The organism is Streptococcus infantis (assembly GCF_047463175.1).
GTDB classification, from domain to species: domain Bacteria; phylum Bacillota; class Bacilli; order Lactobacillales; family Streptococcaceae; genus Streptococcus; species Streptococcus infantis_AC.
Genome location: NZ_JASHEJ010000001.1, coordinates 302,040 through 319,206 on the forward strand (window position 1 = coordinate 302,040; position 17,167 = coordinate 319,206).

Below are 17,167 nucleotides of genomic sequence, written 5' to 3' on the forward strand. Positions count from 1 at the left end.
CATTATCTCTATAATCTCAACAGCATTGCAAGTTTAGTATAGCATATATTTGCCAATTATCTTCTTCAAATCTTAAATTGTCATCCAAATGTCCTAAATTGACATAGTAATCCTTATTTCCTCCAAAATATGCTATAATATAGGCAAAACACGTGAAAAGGAAATACTATGATTAAACTACTTGCCCTAGATATGGATGGTACTCTTCTCAACGAGGCCAAGGAAATACCTCAGGCTCATATTGATGCCATTCATAAGGCTATCGAAAAAGGTGTCAAACTAGTTCTCTGTACTGGACGACCTCTCTTTGGGGTTCTTCCCTACTACAAGAAACTCGGTCTTGATTTGCAAAATGAATACGTTATTGTCAATAATGGTTGTTCTACCCACCAAACCAGTGACTGGAGCCTTGTTGACTGGCGGGAACTTAGCAAATCTGACATCGAATACCTGAATGACCTGGCTGAAAAGAGTGAGGTTCAGTTAACTCTCTTTGATGAGGAACACTACTTCGTTCTCGGAGGCAAACCAAATCCTATCGTTCAATATGATGCCACACTTGTTTTTGCCGATCTGACTGAAATCTCACTGGAAGAAGCTACTAGTGGTAAATATCGTATGTTCCAGGGAATGTTTTTAGGGACAAAAGAACAGACAGATGACTTTGAACAACGATTTGCTGATGAACTTTGTCAGAGATTTAGCGGTGTTCGTTCTCAACCTGTTATCTATGAAGCAATGCCACTTGGTACAACCAAGGCTTCTGCTCTTTCTCGTTTGGCTGAGATTTTGGATATCCAACCTTCTGAAATCATGGCTATGGGTGATGCCAATAACGACATTGAGATGTTGGAGTTTGCTGGGCTGGGGATCGCCATGGGAAATGCCAGCGACCACGTCAAATCTCTCGCTGATGCCATAACTGCTAGCAATGAAGAAGATGGTGTTGCACGCGCTATTGAGAAATATATTTTGTAGAAAATAAGCCCAGTCAACTAGCGTTTCTAGCCACTGGGCTTTTATTTTTTTTTAAATTTAAAAACTTTAGAAACTCTTTAGAAATGCTTGACGATTCTTTGATATCTATGCTTTATACTAGAGTTATAAAAATAAAACATCTTATACTTTTCGAAAATCAAATTCAAACTACGTCAGCTTCACCTTGCCGTACTCAAGTACAGCCTGCGGCTCGCTTCCTAGTTTGCTCTTTGATTTTCATTGAGTATTAAAGATTAAAGGAGAAAACTATGAAAACAGTCCTCGAAATCCATGGCTTGTCCAAACAATTTGGCAAACAACCCATTCTACAAGATCTCAATCTCTCAGTTAAAGAAGGAGATATCTATGGACTTATCGGAAAGAATGGGGCTGGTAAAACAACTTTGATTAAAATCATTACCCAATTATTATCTGCTGACCATGGAACTATTTCCCTCTTTTCTAGTCAAGGGTATAAGGAGTGTACGAAAGCCCTATCTCGAGTAGGTTCAGTCATTGAATCCCCAGTAGCTCACAATCATTTAACAGCCTATCAAAATCTAAGATACTATTGTACTATTCGACATATCCCAAATGCCGATCAAGTCATTCAGGAAACATTAAAGTATGTGGGGTTAACAGATACAGGTAGAAAAGTTTTTCGAGATTTCTCTCTTGGGATGAAACAACGCTTAGGCATTGCGATTGCCCTCCTATCAAAACCAGACTTCCTGATTTTAGATGAACCTATCAATGGACTTGATCCAATCGGTATTCAAGAGTTTCGTCAAATGATACAACGTCTGAATCAAGAACTAGGAATAACAATTCTCATCTCTAGTCATATCTTGTCAGAGCTCTATCTGGTTGCCAATCGCTTTGGAATTCTTGACCAAGGGAAAATCATTCGAGAAATCAGTAAGACCGAATTTGAGACATTGAATGAAGACTATATCGTTCTAAAAACAATTGACAAAGAAAAAGCTAGTCAAATCTTAAAAGACAAAGTGCATCTTGAATTTAAAGTTGTTAATTCAGATAATGAGATTCATATTTTTAGTCATGAACAAGATATCAAACGAATTCTCAAAGAACTTACTCTAGCAGATATTGAGGTTGATGAGATTTACTATGCTCGTCAAAATCTTGAAGAATACTTCACACAATTAGTAAAATAGGAGGATAACCATGATACATACTATTCAAGCAGACTTTTACCGTCTTTTCCGTTCCAAAGGTTTTTGGATTACAGAGCTCGTTCTCTTTGTACTTATGTTACTGGGAGCTGTTTTTGGGGCTACTGGTCATCTGATGGCAATCCAGACAGAAGAACCAGATATTCCAACCCAAGGTTGGAATGGTGTACAAGCCCTGATCAACGCATCTAGTCAAGGTTCAAACCTCGTTTTTCTCTGCATCGTTCTAGCATGTCTCATTCTTGGTGTTGATTTAATCGGCAAACTCTATAAAAATAATTTAACAGTGGGTGTTTCTCGTACCGAGTTTTTCCTTGCCAAAGCCTTTGTATTGACTTGTATTGCACTTTCGCAAGTCATCATCTGTCTTGTGATTGCCTTTATTCCAGCAACTATCTTGAATGGATTTGGAACTATGCCTGATGGCTTTGTTGGCAATCTACTGGTAACCATTTCCCTTCAATTTCTTTGCCTCCTTGCTTGGCTTTCCATTGTTTCCTTCATTCTCTATGTTAGTCATTCTTATATTGCGGTATTTATTGGTTATTTTGTCAGCGCTACCTTACTTTCTATGCCAATGCTCCTTTTTCCAAATATCAAAATTTTACCATATCTATCATTGCAATTTGTCTATGCTATGACTGCTAATAGTGAGTCAATTCACTACACACTTATAGTTACTTTAGTTGTTATTGTAATCTTTAATATAATTGGACTGACAGTTTTCAAAAAGAAAAGTCTATAAAAAATGACCTCCTCTGTTCAAAAAGAGGAGGTTTCTTGTTTTATACTCAATGAAAATCAAAGAGCAAACTAGGAAGCTAGCCGCAGGCTGTACTTGAGTACGGCAAGGTGAAGCTAACGTGGTTTGAATTTGATTTTTGAAGAGTATTAAAAGAGTATTTTAACTGTAAACCAAGCACCATCTGTACTTAGTTGTAGTTCTGCACCAAGTATATGGGATAATTCTTCTGTAATATAAAGACCTAAACCAGAGGATTCTTCAGTATCTGAGAGGTTTTCAGAGTAAAATCGTTGACTGAGATTTTCAATTTTACGAATGGGTTGTTTAACCAGATTAGCAATTTCCAAACAGATATGATTGTCCACTTCCTTCAGAGAAAATTTCGCTTCATCTTTACCATGTTTTAGAACATTGCCAAGCAGATTTTGTAACATACGGTCTAATAAATCTGAATCTGTCAGTAAATACAAACCAGGTTCTATTTGCAAATCAAGGTTAATCTTTGCCGTCTGAAATGAATCATAATAGGTTAGTAATTTTTGTGTCATAAATGTCGAGACTTCTAACTCAGATAAATCAGGTTTAACTGCTCCTTCCATTAACCGACGATAGTCCAAAAGAGCCTCTAGCCGTTTTGAAACTTGATTGAGATGATGGGAAATTTTTTTCAAACTCTCAGACTCAGGATTTTCTGTTTTAAGCAATTGCTGAGTATAACCTGACGCAATCGTTAAAGGTGTTCGAATATCGTGTGCAATATTGCTAATAGCCATGTCTAAAGTCTGCTTCTCTCGCTTCATAATCAAGCGTGACTGCTCAACTTCTTGAAAGAGATGATTGATTTGCTGGTAAAGATGTAAAAAATCCTTGGAGAAAGTGGACACTCCGATTCTCTTCATACTTCCAGTCAGAATCTTGTCCTCAATTTGTTGGCTCAAGTTTACGAGTGCTAAATGATAGCGAATCAAGCCTATCGTCAATAGGATAATAACCAGCAGTAGCAAAGAAAGTAAAATATAGATCATTGCTCATCTCCTTTTAACCGAACACCAACTCCCCAGATAGTTTCAATATGCTCTTGCTCTGGATCTAGTTGGCTTAATTTTTTACGGAGATTACTTAAATGAGTGTTGAGAGTATTGTCGCCTGGTAAATAAGTATCCTCCCAGACCAATTCATAGAGTTCTTCTTTCGTGAAAATTTTCTTAGGATGTCTCAGCAAGGTTTGGAGAATCAAGCATTCTTTCTTAGCTAGGCGAATAGTTTTCTGGCAATTTTTGATTTCAAAACTATCTGGATCAAATTGAATATTTTTTAACTGTTGAATCAACTTGTCAGGATGTTCCATCTCAGCTGCTTGCTTGTCACTTTTTTGACGTAATTGTACCGTAACCCTGGCAAAAACTTCATCCAAATCAAAAGGTTTTAAAATATAATCATTAGCACCATCTAAGAGATATTGACTGATGAGCTTTTTATCGCTTAGGGCAGTTAGCATGATGACAGGAACTGAACTATCGTGTCTAATGGCTTTTAAAACCTGATCACCATTTTTTCCCGGAAGCATAATATCTAGCAGGATTAGATCAATGTCACCTTGTTCAAATCGTATCATTCCTTCAGTACCAGAAAAAGCCTGAATCACCTCATGCTCCTCAGAAAGAAGAGTTCTCAAAATTTCTTGAATCTCATTATTATCTTCAACGATAAGTATTCTAGCCATAAACACCAACCTTTCTAATAGTATTATATCATGTTTTTTTAGGAATTTCGGATAAAGAAAAACTCTCCTTCATGATTAAATATGAAGAAGAGTTCACTCTATATATTTAAATTAAAGCTGTCAATGCGGTAATAAGCCCAAAAACGATACCTGGAGCATTAGCTGCTGCCAAAGGGATATCTCGTTCTTTTTTAAAGAGATCGTAGTAAACCCATAGACTACAGTTAATTGCAGCTACTGCTAGTTGGATAAAGTTTCCTTTTTGACCCGCAAGGTTGTTCATAATTTGAGGAATATAAGAAACATACATCATAATGGACATAAAAGTTGCAATCCAACCTAAAGTTTTCATTTATTTTTCAGTCATTTTTTCTCCTTTCAAAAACAGTCTCAATTATACACTATTTTTTTAGATAGTGAAGTTTAAAAAGCTATTTGTTAAAAACTAGTAAACTATCACAATCTTGTGATAAGAGAATCAAAAAAATACCCTCTTACTATTTCAAGAGGATATTTTATTCGTTTAGAAAACCTACTTCTTCTCAATCGGTGCTACACTGGCTAGGAGTTTTTTGAGGCCAACTTCTGGGAAAGTGATTTTTAATTCCTGGGTAGCTCCACTACCTAATACTTCAAGGACAGTCCCTTCACCCCATTTTTTATGAAGAGCAATATCACCAATTGACCAATTTGTCTCACTAGAAGAAGATTTACTATTAGATGCAAATTGTCCAAATGGTAAACCACTTGATTGGATCGATGTAGGCGCAGTATTCCGTTTTCGTTCTTGAAGAGCCTGTGCCAGACTCATTCCTTGACCAAATGTAGTGTTTCCACTTGTGTAAGAAGCTTTAAAACTTGTATTAGCTGGACGAGCCAAACCTTGATAGGTCAACAAATCTGAACTAATCTCGTTGATAAAACGGGTCGGACGATTGTAACTTGTACGCCCGAAAAGCAAGCGGGAGTTAGCGTTTGTTAGATAGAGAATTTTCTCGGCGCGCGTGATTCCTACGTATGCCAAACGACGTTCCTCTTCTAATTCATCAGGATCCTCAGAGGCGCGACTAAGTGGAAAGACATTCTCCTCCATACCGATAATAAAGACAACTGGAAACTCGAGTCCTTTGGCAGCGTGTAAGGTCATTAAGGTTACTTCTGACGACTCCTGACTACCAGAGTCCGTATCTGCAATTAAGGCAAGATCATTCAAGAAACGACTAAGTTTATCTAGTCCTGTTTCCTCTTCTTGGCTTTCAGGATTGTCATCGAAGTTTTTGGTAACAGAGAGGAACTCCTCGATATTTTCAACCCGAGCTTTACTCTCCAATGTTGCTTGTGCATTTAGAATATCAACGTAACCTGTTTTTTCAAGGACAGTCTCAACCAACTCCGTAATTGTTAATTGGTCCAATTGCTCCCTCAAATCAAGAATCATATTTGTAAAGTCCCAAATAGACTGGGCTGCCTTACCCTTAATTCCTGATAACATGATATTTGCTGAAGCATCCAGCATGGACATTTCTTGCAAATTAGCAAAATCACGAATCTTCTCAACAGTACCTGGGCCAATTCCACGCTTTGGTTCATTGATGATACGCTCAAAACTGATATTATCACTTAGGTTGGCAATGAGATTGAGGTAAGCAATGATATCACGGATTTCCTTACGGCTGTAGAACTTGGTCCCACCAACCATAGTATAAGGAATATTAGACTTGAGTAGAGCTTCCTCAATAGTACGTGACTGGGCATTAGTACGGTAAAGAACTGCAAAGTCTTTGTGAAGGAAATTTTGGCTTCGACCAAGTTCATCAATGGTTTTGGCTACAAAAACAGCCTCGTCTTGTTCATCATTAGCACGATAATAGACAATTTGTTCCCCATCCACATTTTGAGTCCATAGATTCTTAGGACGGCGATTTTTATTGTTTTTGATGACATCATTAGCTGCTTGGAGAATGGTTTTGGTTGAACGGTAATTCTCCTCTAACAAGACAACCTTGGCATCTGGATAATCTTTTTCAAAATCCAAGATATTCTGCATATCAGCACCACGCCATCCGTAGATAGACTGGTCAGCATCCCCAACTACACAGATATTTTTAAAGCGAGAAGCCAACAGTTTGACCAGTTGGTACTGGGCATGGTTAGTATCTTGATACTCATCAACATGGATATATTGGAACTTTTGCTGATAGTAAGTCAAGACATCGGGATTTTGATCAAAGAGACGCAAGGTCAACATAATCAAATCATCAAAGTCAACTGACTCAGATTGACGGAGTTCCTTTTGATAGGCCTCATAACACTTAGCGACAATGTTTGTATATAAATCTCCTGCTTGTGCAGCATAAGCAACATCGTCAATCAGATCATTCTTAGCATTAGAAATGGTCCCTAAAATAGAGCGTTCATTCCACTTTTTAGGATCCAAGTTTAACTGCTTGAGAATGCGTTTCATCAGTGTTCGTTGCTCACCTGGATCGATAATGGTAAAGTTACGATTGTAACCAATATGATCCGCATCACGACGTAAGATACGAACGCACATAGAGTGAAAGGTCGCAATCAAACAGTCCTGTGTAGCTGGATTGAGCCCATAGGCACGTTCTTTCATTTCACGAGCAGCCTTATTGGTAAAGGTAATGGCTAAAATATTCCAGGGATTAACCATCTTTTCATCAATTAAGTAGGCAATACGATGGGTCAACACACGCGTCTTACCAGAACCAGCCCCCGCCATGATCAGCAGTGGACCTTCTGTTGTTTGGACCGCTTCAGCCTGTCGGTCATTCATACCGTTTAATAAAGGGTTCATTTTCTCTTCCTATTCTTCAAATCAATGTTTCTATTATATCAAAAAAGACCGAAAATAACTCTGTCAGAGACAAGCTTGCTTTTTTCCTAAAAAAAGAACACTAATAAGTGTTCTTTTTATATTAATCATGAATTGATTGTAAAAGTGTCAAGAGCGCCTGAGCGGAGCGACGGCCAGCTTCGACGATAAATTCATCAAATGAGATAGAAGCTTCGTGGTTAGCATTATCACTCATAGCACGGACAACTAAGAAAGGTAGATTAAGCACGTGAGCTGCTTGAGCGATAGCCGCTCCTTCCATCTCAACCGCAAGCACCTGAGGAAAATGTTCTTTTATAGCTTTAATCTTATCTTCACCTGCAATAAAACTATCACCGGTCGCTATCAAACCTAAATGCCATTTTTGGCTAAGTTTAGACAAACTCTCTTGAATCAAATTGACAAACTTCTTGTCAGATTCGAAATAGAGTGGTTGTTGGGCCATCTGACCGTATTCATAACCAAAGGCAGTCACATCAACATCATGATAAGCTAGCTTATCAGCAATCACTACATCTCCAACTTCGATTCCTTCAGCTAGAGCTCCAGCTGAACCAGTGTTGATAACAGCATCTACTTTAAAGTGGTCGGCTAGGATAGCTACACTCATAGCAGACATGACTTTACCAATTCCACTCTCGACCAAGACAAGCTCGACTGAACCAATTTTACTCGTATGATACTTATTTCCTAATACCGTCTCTTCTTGAGCGTTTTCTAAATGTTGAATCAGATAAACTAGCTCTTCTGGCATAGCTGCTATAATTCCAATTTTCATGACATTCCCCTTAAATAAATCTCATTGCTAAAACTAGCAAAATCAAGAGAAGAATAACAGCAAATAGAATCTTATTCAGTTTTGAGTTAAAAACATTTCTCTTAGTATTTTCAATTCGACGACTTTTATGGATTTGTGGTTCAACATCAATCGTTAGGGTATCTTGACTAAAACCATGGTCACTTGAACGTGAAGCTCTATAATGTTGAGATGAAGTCGATAATATCTTTGTTTCTTGATCATCTACTAAAGTAGGACCAGAGATATCTTCACCACGATTTGCACGCTCGATTATTTCGTCTGTTAATAAAGGTTTTCCCATAGGTTCCTCCCCTATTTTTCTTGTAATTCCCAGTACTGGATAGCCATAATAGTCTTGGCATCACAGATATCACCAGACTGGATCAGTTGTTTAGCTTCTTCAAGACTAACTTCAAGTAATTCTAAAGTTTCATCTTCATCCTGCGGACGTGGATTCTTAACCTTTGTCAAATCACTTGCCAAATAAAGTTTTAATCTCTCATTACAGAAACCAATAGAAGAATAGAAATCAAACAAAAGAGTTAGTTTTCCAGTGTAGGCAGCTTCTTCTTCCAATTCGCGAAGGGCTGCTGCTTCAGGATCAGCATTTTCTCCAATTTCTAGTTTTCCTGCAGGAATTTCAACAGAAACTTTTTCAATCGCCTTGCGATATTGCTTGACTAAAACAATCTTATTTTCTGGAGTAACTGCAAGAACACATACTGCACCATTATGGAAAATCAAATCACGTTGAGCTGTCCCTATTCCATTAGGAAGTTCAACCTGGTCTTGTACCAATTGGAAAATAGGACCTTTATAGATTTCTCTACGGCTGAGTGTTTTCTCTTCAAATTCCATGATTAGCTCCTATTTGTTTTTAGGATGGTGAGGGAGATGAGTTGCATATTCGTCTTTGTTAACTTGGCGGCCACGACCGATGGCAATAGCATCAGCAGGCACGTCTTTAGTAATGGTTGAACCTGCGCCAACAAGAGAGTTATCTCCTAGTTCAACAGGAGCAATGATGGTTGAATTCGAACCAACAAAGACACTGTTGCCAATGACTGTCTTGAATTTATTTTTCCCATCATAGTTCACTGTTATAGTACCAGCACCAAAGTTGACGTCACTGCCAACTTCACAGTTACCAATGTATGTCAAATGGCCAGCTTTTGTATTTTCTCCAATGCTAGAACCTTTCACCTCAACAAAGTTTCCAATATGAACATCTTTTGCTAGGCTAGAACCTGGACGAATATGAGCGTAAGGTCCGACTGTAACACCATCAGCAACTGTGCTCTCCTCAATCATAGAGTTGGTAATCACTGCACCTGAACCGATAGTACTATCGACAATATAAGTTCCATTCGTCAAAATAGTCTCAGCACCAATTTTACTAGAACCTTTGAGGGTTACATTAGCTTCAATTTGTACATCTGGAGCAATTTCAACATCAATATCAATATAAGTCGCTTCTGGATTTACAAAACTAACGCCATTAATCATGTGAGCTTGGTTAATACGACGACGCATAACAGCTTCGGCTGTGGCGAGCGCTACACGGTCATTTACTCCGAGACTTTCATCAAAGTCTTTAAGAGTATAGGCTCCGACTTTTTCACCAGCTTCACGGAAAATACCAATCACGTCTGTAATATAGTATTCACCTTGAGCGTTGTTGGTATTGATGTTTTTAAGAGCTTCAAAGAGACGCGCATTATCAAAAACATAAGTACCTGTATTGATTTCTTTAATTTGTTTCTCGAAATCAGTCGCATCCTTTTGTTCTACGATACGTAGCACTTCAGCATTTTCATTACGGACTATACGACCATAACCAAATGGATCTTCAGCTTCTGCAGTAAGAATTGTAGCTACGTTCTTATGATTTACGTGAAAATCAATCAAGTTCTTTAAACTCTCACCAGTGATTAGCGGTGTGTCGCCAGCAATAACCAATGTTTGTCCAGAAAGGCCCTCAAGAATTGGCTCGGCCATCATAACCGCATGACCAGTTCCTAATTGTTCGGACTGTCTCACAAAATCAGTTTGATCAGCTAAAACTTGTTCAACTAGCTCTGCCTTATGACCAATAACCGTTACTGTTTTTTCAGGCTTGATTGCCCCTACACTACGAAAAACATGCTCAAGCATAGAAATTCCTGCAACCTTGTGCATAACTTTAGGTAGATCTGATTTCATACGGGTACCCTTACCCGCTGCTAAAATAATTGCATAATTTGCCATATTTTTCTCTTTTCTATAGAAATTCTTTATTATTATACCATAATTTAGTTTACGATACACAAATTTGATGAACTCAACCTAACGCTAATGACTGTCACTACTCCGTTTTGAGTAAATTTTTTGATTTTTTTTACAAATTACGATAAACTATAGGAGTATGAGAAAAAAAATTCGCCCAGCTTTTATAGTTATTATATTTGCTGCTTTTATAGGACTCTTGATTCTCAATCGTCCACGATTCGAAGAACATCCTGTAAAAACCAAACAAAATCTAGTTCAAATAGAAACACAAGCTCTACATAACTTGGATAAGCCTATCATCGATATCTCTGGTTGGCAGAGACCATCGGAAATCAATTACGATATTTTATCTCAAAATATCTCTGGTGTCATTGTTCGAGTCCACGGAGGAAATCAGATTACCACTGAGAACGATGCATCTTATACAAACGGTATTGATAAAGCTTATAAAAGTCATATCGCTGAGTTTCAAAAGAGAAATGTTCCAGTTGCTGTATATGCCTATGTATCTGGAAAAAGTGTAGAGGAAATGGAAAAGACTGCTGAAGCATTCTACAATTCAGCTTCCCCATACAATCCAAGTTACTATTGGTTAGACGTTGAAGAAAAAACAATGTCAGATATGAACCAAGGAGTTGAGGCATTCCGTGCTAAGTTAGAATCACTTGGTGCTAAAAGTATTGGTATATACATTGGTGTGTACTTCATGAAAGAACATAGCATCAGTACAGATAAGTTTTCTGCTATTTGGATTCCATCCTACGGACTTGACTCAGGCTACTTTGAAAGTTCACCAAATACAGACCTTGACTTTGATCTTCATCAATACACCTCAAAGGGTAAATTGGTTGGATTTGAACACCATCTAGACCTAAATCTTATTTCTTTGTCAAAAGATAAGGAAGAGACGTTTAGAAAATTATTCTTAAAACCTTAAATTTATTTAGCAAGCCAGATATTACTTCTGCTTGCTTTTTTTATTTCTCTTACTTTGTGATATAATACAAGAAGAGAATTTTAGAGAATAAATACGGAGAGAGTTTATGTTATCTTGGATTTCAAAAATAATTAAAGGTATTGTTATCGCACTTGGTTTTATTTTACCAGGTATTTCTGGTGGTGTTCTAGCGGCTATTTTGGGTATCTATGAGAGAATGATTCGTTTTCTTGCCCATCCATTTAAAAACCTAAAAGAAGATAGTCTTTATTTTTTACCTGTCGCTATCGGTATGTTACTAGGTATTGGGCTATTTTCTTACCCAATTGAGTACCTCCTTGAGCATTATCAAGTTTATGTTTTATGGAGTTTTGCTGGTGCTATTATTGGTACAGTCCCAAGTCTTGTAAAGGAAGCTACACAAGATTCAGAAAGAGACAAAGTCGATCTTATCTGGTTTTGGGTGACCTTTATTGTTTCCGGAATTGGTCTTTACGCTTTAAACTTTGTGGTTGGTTCACTAAGCGCAAGTTTCACAAGTTTTATCCTAGCTGGTGCTCTTCTTGCTCTAGGTATTTTAGTTCCAGGATTAAGCCCCTCAAATCTTCTCTTGATTTTAGGTCTCTATACCCCAATGTTAACCGGATTTAAAACTTTTGATTTATTTGGTACCTTCCTTCCGATAGGAATTGGAGCTGCTGCCACTCTTATTATATTTTCAAAATTGATGGACTACGCTCTTCGAGTGTACCACTCTCGTGTTTATCACTTCATCATTGCAATCGTTCTTTCAAGTACACTCTTGATATTGATTCCAAATGCGGGTAATGCTGAAAGCATTAACTACAGTGGTTTATCTCTTGTGTCTTATGTGATTGTTGCCTTCTTTTTCGCTCTTGGCATTTGGTTAGGTATTTGGATGAGTCAGTTGGAGGATAAATACAAATAATGGCTAAGAAAGTTAAAGTAAAAAAAACCTTAGTAGAGCAAATTTTGACTAAGGCAGGTGTTGATCATCAAGGCATTCAAATCAATGCTTTAGAAGGAGAACTTCCTTCTGGTTATGATAGAAATCATATCTTTAAGACATTAGCATTATTGGGTGATAAGACTGGTCCGGTAATAGAAATTGTTCCTATCACCGAACACCTTTCTGAAAAGAAATTAGCAAAGATTTCTGGTAATAAAAAAGTGGTCATGATTCCTCAAAAGGATTTAGAAAAAACGACTGGATATATCCATGGAGCTAATAACCCTGTAGGTATCCGTCAAAAACACAACTACCCTATTTTTGTTGATGAAACAGCTTTAGAATTGAAAAAAATGATTGTCTCAGCTGGCGAGGTCGGACACAGTATCATCATCGCACCTAAAGATCTGGCAAACTTTGTAAAAGCTAGATTTGTAGATATCTTGGAGGAAAGTAACTTATGAAACTTTACTTTGTCCGTCACGGTCGAACAGTCTGGAATCTAGAAGGTCGCTTTCAGGGGGCTGGTGGAGATTCCCCTCTTCTCCCTGAATCTATTGAAACTTTAAAAGACCTGGGCCGGTATCTTAAAGATATCCCTTTTGACAAGATCTATTCGAGTGATTTACCAAGAGCGGTAAAATCAGCTGAAATTATCCAAAGTCAACTGACAAATCCATGTCCTTTAGAAAGTGTTCCTGAACTCAGAGAATGGCATCTCGGTAAACTGGAAGGTCTAAAAATTGCGACTTTAAATGCTATCTACCCTCAGCAAATTCAAGCCTTTAAAACTAACTTAGCTAAGTTTGATACTCGCATGTTTGAAGCTGAATCACTCTACACTACAACTCAGCGCACTATCCAATTTATCAAGTCCTTAAAAAATTCTAAGGCAGAGCACCTATTACTAGTCGGTCATGGAGCGAACCTTACTGCTAGTCTTCGAACGCTTATAGGCTATCAGGAAGCTCTGCTTCGTAAAGACGGAGGTTTGGCTAATGCAAGTCTAACAATTATAGAAATTGATGACTTTAAAACATTTACTCTAAAGACTTGGAACGATACTTCTTATCAAAAAATATAGAACTTGATATTAACAATCAAGTTCTTTTCAGTTTTTATAGAATATCCGTGAATTTCTTGACTATTTATGATAAAATGGAGTATCGTGAAAAATTAATTTATTATTTCAAATTTCGATTAAAATTAGGAGGAACTCATGTCAACAGAACACATGGAAGAATTGAATGACCAACAGATCGTTCGTCGCGAAAAAATGGCTGCGCTCCGTGAACAAGGAATCGATCCATTCGGTAAACGATTTGAACGCACTGCTAACTCACAAGAATTAAAAGATAAATATGCTGACCTCGATAAAGAACAATTACACGATTTAAACGAGACTGCTACTATCGCTGGACGTTTGGTAACAAAACGCGGTAAGGGTAAAGTTGGATTTGCCCACCTTCAAGACCGCGAAGGTCAAATTCAAATCTACGTTCGTAAAGATGCTGTCGGTGAAGAAAACTACGAAATCTTTAAAAAGGCTGACTTGGGAGACTTCCTTGGTGTCGAAGGTGAAGTCATGCGTACTGATATGGGAGAACTCTCTATCAAGGCGACTCACATTACACACTTATCTAAGGCGCTTCGTCCACTTCCTGAGAAATTCCATGGACTAACTGACGTTGAAACAATCTACCGTAAACGTTACCTCGATTTGATTTCTAACCGCGAAAGCTTCGAACGTTTTGTTACTCGTTCAAAAATCATCTCTGAAATCCGTCGTTACCTAGACCAAAAAGGATTCCTTGAAGTTGAAACACCAGTTCTTCACAACGAAGCTGGGGGTGCTGCTGCTCGCCCATTCATCACTCACCACAATGCTCAAAACATTGACATGGTGCTTCGTATCGCGACTGAGCTTCACTTGAAACGCCTTATCGTCGGTGGTATGGAGCGTGTGTATGAGATTGGCCGTATCTTCCGTAACGAGGGAATGGATGCTACACATAATCCTGAGTTCACTTCTATCGAAGTTTACCAAGCATACGCAGACTTCCAAGATATCATGGACTTGACTGAAGGCATTATTCAACACGTTGCTAAAGCTGTTAAAGGCGACGGTCCAGTTATCTATCAAGGAACTGAAATCAAGATCAATGAACCATTTAAACGTGTACACATGGTTGATGCAATCAAGGAAATTACAGGTGTTGATTTCTGGAAAGATATGACTTTCGAAGAAGCTAAAGCTATCGCAGTTGAAAAGAATGTTCCTGTTGAAAAACACTACACTGAAGTTGGACACATTATCAATGCCTTCTTTGAAGAATTTGTTGAAGAAACATTGATTCAACCAACATTTGTCTATGGACACCCAGTGGCTGTATCACCACTTGCTAAGAAAAATCCAGAAGATGAGCGCTTTACAGACCGCTTCGAGCTCTTCATCATGACTAAAGAATATGGTAATGCCTTTACTGAGCTTAACGACCCAATCGACCAGCTCAGCCGTTTCGAAGCTCAAGCCAAAGCCAAAGAACTTGGTGACGACGAAGCGACTGGCATTGACTACGACTACATCGAAGCCCTTGAATACGGTATGCCACCAACAGGTGGTTTGGGAATCGGTATTGACCGTCTCTGCATGCTCCTCACAGATACAACTACTATCCGTGATGTACTTCTTTTCCCAACTATGAAATAAAAACTCAAATCTCCTAGTTATCTCTAGGAGATTTTTTTAATAATAACAAAAAGACAAACTCAATGTTGAGCTTGTCTTTAAATTTTCTTATTAGAATAATCCAAGAACTGTACCATCACTTTCAACATCCATGTTGAGAGCAGCTGGTCGTTTTGGAAGTCCAGGCATGGTCATAACGTCACCAGTAAGAGCAACGATGAAGCCTGCACCCAATTTTGGTACCAATTCACGAATAGTAATTTCAAAGTTTTCAGGTGCACCAAGAGCATTTGGATTATCTGAGAAACTGTATTGAGTTTTTGCCATACAGATTGGCAATTTGTCCCAACCATTTTGAACGATTTGAGCGATTTGAGTTTGAGCTTTCTTCTCGAAGTTTACTTTGCTTCCACGATAGATTTCAGTGACAATCTTTTCAATCTTCTCTTGTACTGAAAGGTCATTGTCATACAAACGTGTATAGTTAGCTGGGTTTTCGTCAATCGTTTTGACGAGAGTTTCAGCTAGAGCCACTCCTCCTTCAGCTCCGTCAGCCCATACACTAGCTAATTCAACCGGAACATCGATTGAAGCACAAAGTTCTTTCAATGCTGCGATTTCAGCTTCTGTATCAGATACAAATTCGTTAATTGCAACAACTGCTGGAATACCAAACTTACGGATATTCTCAACGTGACGTTTCAAGTTTGCAAATCCTGCACGAACAGCTTCTACATTCTCTTCTGTCAAAGCATCTTTAGCAACCCCACCATTCATCTTAAGAGCACGAAGTGTTGCAACAATCACTACTGCATCTGGTGAAGTTGGCAAGTTTGGAGTTTTGATATCCAGGAATTTCTCAGCACCAAGATCTGCACCAAAACCTGCTTCTGTCACTGTGTAATCAGCCAAGTGAAGGGCTGTAGTTGTAGCCAAGACAGAGTTACATCCGTGTGCGATATTGGCAAATGGGCCACCATGTACAAAGGCAGGTGTTCCATAGATGGTTTGAACCAAGTTCGGTTTGATAGCATCTTTCAAAATCAATGCCAAGGCACCTTCAACATGTAGATTACCCACTAAAACAGGTGTACGATCATAACGGTAACCAATGACGATATTGGCCAAACGACGTTTCAAATCTTCAATATCAGTCGCCAAGCAAAGGATGGCCATGATCTCTGAAGCAACAGTGATATCAAATCCATCTTCACGTGGAATACCGTTAAGAGGACCACCAAGGCCAACAGTTACGTGACGAAGAGCACGGTCGTTCAAGTCAACAACACGTTTCCAGAGAATACGACGCTGGTCGATTCCTAGCTCATTTCCTTGGTGCAAGTGGTTATCAATCAAGGCAGAGAGAGCATTGTTTGCAGTTGTAATGGCATGCATATCTCCAGTAAAGTGGAGGTTGATATCTTCCATTGGTAAAACTTGAGCATAACCACCACCAGCTGCCCCACCTTTAATCCCCATGACTGGTCCAAGAGAAGGTTCGCGGATAGCAATCATGGTTTTCTTACCAATCTTATTCAAAGCATCAGCAAGTCCGATAGTGATAGTTGATTTTCCTTCACCAGCAGGTGTTGGGTTGATAGCTGTAACCAGGATTAATTTACCGACTGGATTGCTCTCAACTGCACGAATTTTATCAAAACTAAGCTTAGCCTTGTATTTTCCGTATAATTCCAAGTCATCGTAAGAGATGCCAAGTTTTTCAACAACATCAACGATTGGTTTCAATTCAATACTTTGTGCAATTTCAATATCTGTTTTCATTCAAAACTCCTCTACCTCAAATGTGTTAATTCATTATATCATAAAATAAGATTTTTAACAGTCATAAAGCTTGATAACGTTCGTAAATATCACAACACTTCAGTTTTTCTTGGCTTCTTTTTAAATTTTTATATGCCTTTATAGGTTTTAACTATAGTTGAAAGCTTAGATTTCACATAATATTTTATCGCTTTCATTTTACTTACTGTTCATTTTTTTG

At 38.2% G+C, this 17,167-nt stretch carries 17 protein-coding genes; 8 read left to right on the forward strand and 9 right to left on the reverse strand.

All coding sequences use genetic code 11. The annotated features are described in order from the left end of the window. The first annotated feature begins 168 nt into the window (after positions 1-168). The 3 genes from QM859_RS01540 to QM859_RS01550 all read left to right on the forward strand — a co-directional run bounded on the left by QM859_RS01540 (position 169) and on the right by QM859_RS01550 (position 2,919). Positions 169-978 carry a Cof-type HAD-IIB family hydrolase gene (locus tag QM859_RS01540; RefSeq protein WP_414261872.1) on the forward strand — a complete coding sequence of 270 codons (810 nt, stop codon included), beginning with the start codon at positions 169-171 and terminating at the stop codon, positions 976-978. 269 nt (positions 979-1,247) lie between these two features. Then, entirely contained in the window at positions 1,248-2,156 is a 909-nt protein-coding gene (locus QM859_RS01545; protein WP_414261873.1) for an ATP-binding cassette domain-containing protein, read from the forward strand. Between the two features lie 10 nt (positions 2,157-2,166). Then, positions 2,167-2,919 (forward strand): ABC transporter permease, encoded by a 753-nt coding sequence (locus QM859_RS01550; protein ID WP_414257027.1) that lies wholly within the window; start codon positions 2,167-2,169, stop codon positions 2,917-2,919. A gap of 146 nt (positions 2,920-3,065) precedes the next feature. Here the strand turns inward: QM859_RS01550 and QM859_RS01555 are convergent, their stop codons facing one another. The 8 genes from QM859_RS01555 to glmU form a co-directional block, all read right to left on the reverse strand. After that, positions 3,066-3,944, reverse strand: a complete 879-nt coding sequence (locus tag QM859_RS01555; RefSeq protein ID WP_414261874.1) for a sensor histidine kinase — start codon at positions 3,942-3,944, stop codon at positions 3,066-3,068. Beyond that, on the reverse strand, positions 3,941-4,642 hold the full coding sequence (locus QM859_RS01560) for a response regulator transcription factor (protein ID WP_414261875.1): 702 nt from the start codon (positions 4,640-4,642) through the stop codon (positions 3,941-3,943). Before QM859_RS01560 ends, QM859_RS01555 begins: the two co-directional genes overlap by 4 nt. A gap of 106 nt (positions 4,643-4,748) precedes the next feature. Continuing rightward, positions 4,749-4,994, reverse strand: coding sequence for a SemiSWEET family transporter (locus QM859_RS01565; protein WP_414261877.1), 246 nt, complete (start codon positions 4,992-4,994; stop codon positions 4,749-4,751). Between the two features lie 180 nt (positions 4,995-5,174). Beyond that, positions 5,175-7,463 carry a DNA helicase PcrA gene (gene pcrA, locus QM859_RS01570; protein WP_414261879.1) on the reverse strand — a complete coding sequence of 763 codons (2,289 nt, stop codon included), beginning with the start codon at positions 7,461-7,463 and terminating at the stop codon, positions 5,175-5,177. Positions 7,464-7,584: 121 nt separating this feature from the next. Then, the gene (locus tag QM859_RS01575) at positions 7,585-8,280 is read right to left on the reverse strand and encodes a 5'-methylthioadenosine/adenosylhomocysteine nucleosidase (RefSeq protein ID WP_414261881.1); all 696 of its coding nucleotides are present in this window, start codon (positions 8,278-8,280) and stop codon (positions 7,585-7,587) included. Between the two features lie 10 nt (positions 8,281-8,290). Then, the gene (gene macP / locus QM859_RS01580) at positions 8,291-8,602 is read right to left on the reverse strand and encodes a cell wall synthase accessory phosphoprotein MacP (RefSeq protein ID WP_006151759.1); all 312 of its coding nucleotides are present in this window, start codon (positions 8,600-8,602) and stop codon (positions 8,291-8,293) included. 11 nt (positions 8,603-8,613) lie between these two features. Beyond that, positions 8,614-9,159 (reverse strand): NUDIX hydrolase, encoded by a 546-nt coding sequence (locus QM859_RS01585; protein WP_414261883.1) that lies wholly within the window; start codon positions 9,157-9,159, stop codon positions 8,614-8,616. Between the two features lie 9 nt (positions 9,160-9,168). Further along, entirely contained in the window at positions 9,169-10,548 is a 1,380-nt protein-coding gene (glmU, locus tag QM859_RS01590) for a bifunctional UDP-N-acetylglucosamine diphosphorylase/glucosamine-1-phosphate N-acetyltransferase GlmU (RefSeq protein ID WP_414261884.1), read from the reverse strand. A 157-nt stretch (positions 10,549-10,705) separates the two neighbouring features. Between glmU and QM859_RS01595 the strand changes: the two genes are divergently transcribed. From QM859_RS01595 to lysS, 5 genes are all read left to right on the forward strand, one after another. Further along, positions 10,706-11,506 (forward strand): glycoside hydrolase family 25 protein, encoded by an 801-nt coding sequence (locus QM859_RS01595; RefSeq protein ID WP_414261885.1) that lies wholly within the window; start codon positions 10,706-10,708, stop codon positions 11,504-11,506. 106 nt (positions 11,507-11,612) lie between these two features. Further along, positions 11,613-12,455, forward strand: coding sequence for a DUF368 domain-containing protein (locus QM859_RS01600; protein ID WP_414261886.1), 843 nt, complete (start codon positions 11,613-11,615; stop codon positions 12,453-12,455). Further along, positions 12,455-12,940 carry an aminoacyl-tRNA deacylase gene (locus tag QM859_RS01605; RefSeq protein WP_414261888.1) on the forward strand — a complete coding sequence of 162 codons (486 nt, stop codon included), beginning with the start codon at positions 12,455-12,457 and terminating at the stop codon, positions 12,938-12,940. Before QM859_RS01600 ends, QM859_RS01605 begins: the two co-directional genes overlap by 1 nt. Beyond that, positions 12,937-13,560 (forward strand): histidine phosphatase family protein, encoded by a 624-nt coding sequence (locus QM859_RS01610; protein WP_414261889.1) that lies wholly within the window; start codon positions 12,937-12,939, stop codon positions 13,558-13,560. Before QM859_RS01605 ends, QM859_RS01610 begins: the two co-directional genes overlap by 4 nt. 135 nt (positions 13,561-13,695) lie before the next feature. Beyond that, positions 13,696-15,186 (forward strand): lysine--tRNA ligase, encoded by a 1,491-nt coding sequence (lysS, locus tag QM859_RS01615; protein ID WP_414261890.1) that lies wholly within the window; start codon positions 13,696-13,698, stop codon positions 15,184-15,186. Positions 15,187-15,276: 90 nt separating this feature from the next. On the opposite strand, the gene QM859_RS01620 is transcribed toward lysS, so the two are convergent. Beyond that, the gene (locus QM859_RS01620; RefSeq protein WP_414261891.1) at positions 15,277-16,947 is read right to left on the reverse strand and encodes a formate--tetrahydrofolate ligase; all 1,671 of its coding nucleotides are present in this window, start codon (positions 16,945-16,947) and stop codon (positions 15,277-15,279) included. Positions 16,948-17,167: the final 220 nt, after the last annotated feature.

Excerpts from the sequence above, each read along its gene's own strand:
- QM859_RS01540 (WP_414261872.1), top strand. The coding sequence starts at position 169 with ATGATTAAACTACTTGCCCTAGATATGGATGGTACTCTTCTCAACGAG.
- macP (WP_006151759.1), bottom strand. The coding sequence starts at position 8,602 with ATGGGAAAACCTTTATTAACAGACGAAATAATCGAGCGTGCAAATCGT.
- glmU (WP_414261884.1), bottom strand. The coding sequence starts at position 10,548 with ATGGCAAATTATGCAATTATTTTAGCAGCGGGTAAGGGTACCCGTATG.
- QM859_RS01560 (WP_414261875.1), bottom strand. The coding sequence starts at position 4,642 with ATGGCTAGAATACTTATCGTTGAAGATAATAATGAGATTCAAGAAATT.
- QM859_RS01605 (WP_414261888.1), top strand. The coding sequence starts at position 12,455 with ATGGCTAAGAAAGTTAAAGTAAAAAAAACCTTAGTAGAGCAAATTTTG.
- QM859_RS01555 (WP_414261874.1), bottom strand. The coding sequence starts at position 3,944 with ATGATCTATATTTTACTTTCTTTGCTACTGCTGGTTATTATCCTATTG.
- QM859_RS01610 (WP_414261889.1), top strand. The coding sequence starts at position 12,937 with ATGAAACTTTACTTTGTCCGTCACGGTCGAACAGTCTGGAATCTAGAA.
- QM859_RS01585 (WP_414261883.1), bottom strand. The coding sequence starts at position 9,159 with ATGGAATTTGAAGAGAAAACACTCAGCCGTAGAGAAATCTATAAAGGT.
- QM859_RS01600 (WP_414261886.1), top strand. The coding sequence starts at position 11,613 with ATGTTATCTTGGATTTCAAAAATAATTAAAGGTATTGTTATCGCACTT.
- QM859_RS01545 (WP_414261873.1), top strand. The coding sequence starts at position 1,248 with ATGAAAACAGTCCTCGAAATCCATGGCTTGTCCAAACAATTTGGCAAA.
- QM859_RS01550 (WP_414257027.1), top strand. The coding sequence starts at position 2,167 with ATGATACATACTATTCAAGCAGACTTTTACCGTCTTTTCCGTTCCAAA.
- QM859_RS01575 (WP_414261881.1), bottom strand. The coding sequence starts at position 8,280 with ATGAAAATTGGAATTATAGCAGCTATGCCAGAAGAGCTAGTTTATCTG.
- QM859_RS01595 (WP_414261885.1), top strand. The coding sequence starts at position 10,706 with ATGAGAAAAAAAATTCGCCCAGCTTTTATAGTTATTATATTTGCTGCT.
- lysS (WP_414261890.1), top strand. The coding sequence starts at position 13,696 with ATGTCAACAGAACACATGGAAGAATTGAATGACCAACAGATCGTTCGT.
- QM859_RS01565 (WP_414261877.1), bottom strand. The coding sequence starts at position 4,994 with ATGAAAACTTTAGGTTGGATTGCAACTTTTATGTCCATTATGATGTAT.
- QM859_RS01620 (WP_414261891.1), bottom strand. The coding sequence starts at position 16,947 with ATGAAAACAGATATTGAAATTGCACAAAGTATTGAATTGAAACCAATC.
- pcrA (WP_414261879.1), bottom strand. The coding sequence starts at position 7,463 with ATGAACCCTTTATTAAACGGTATGAATGACCGACAGGCTGAAGCGGTC.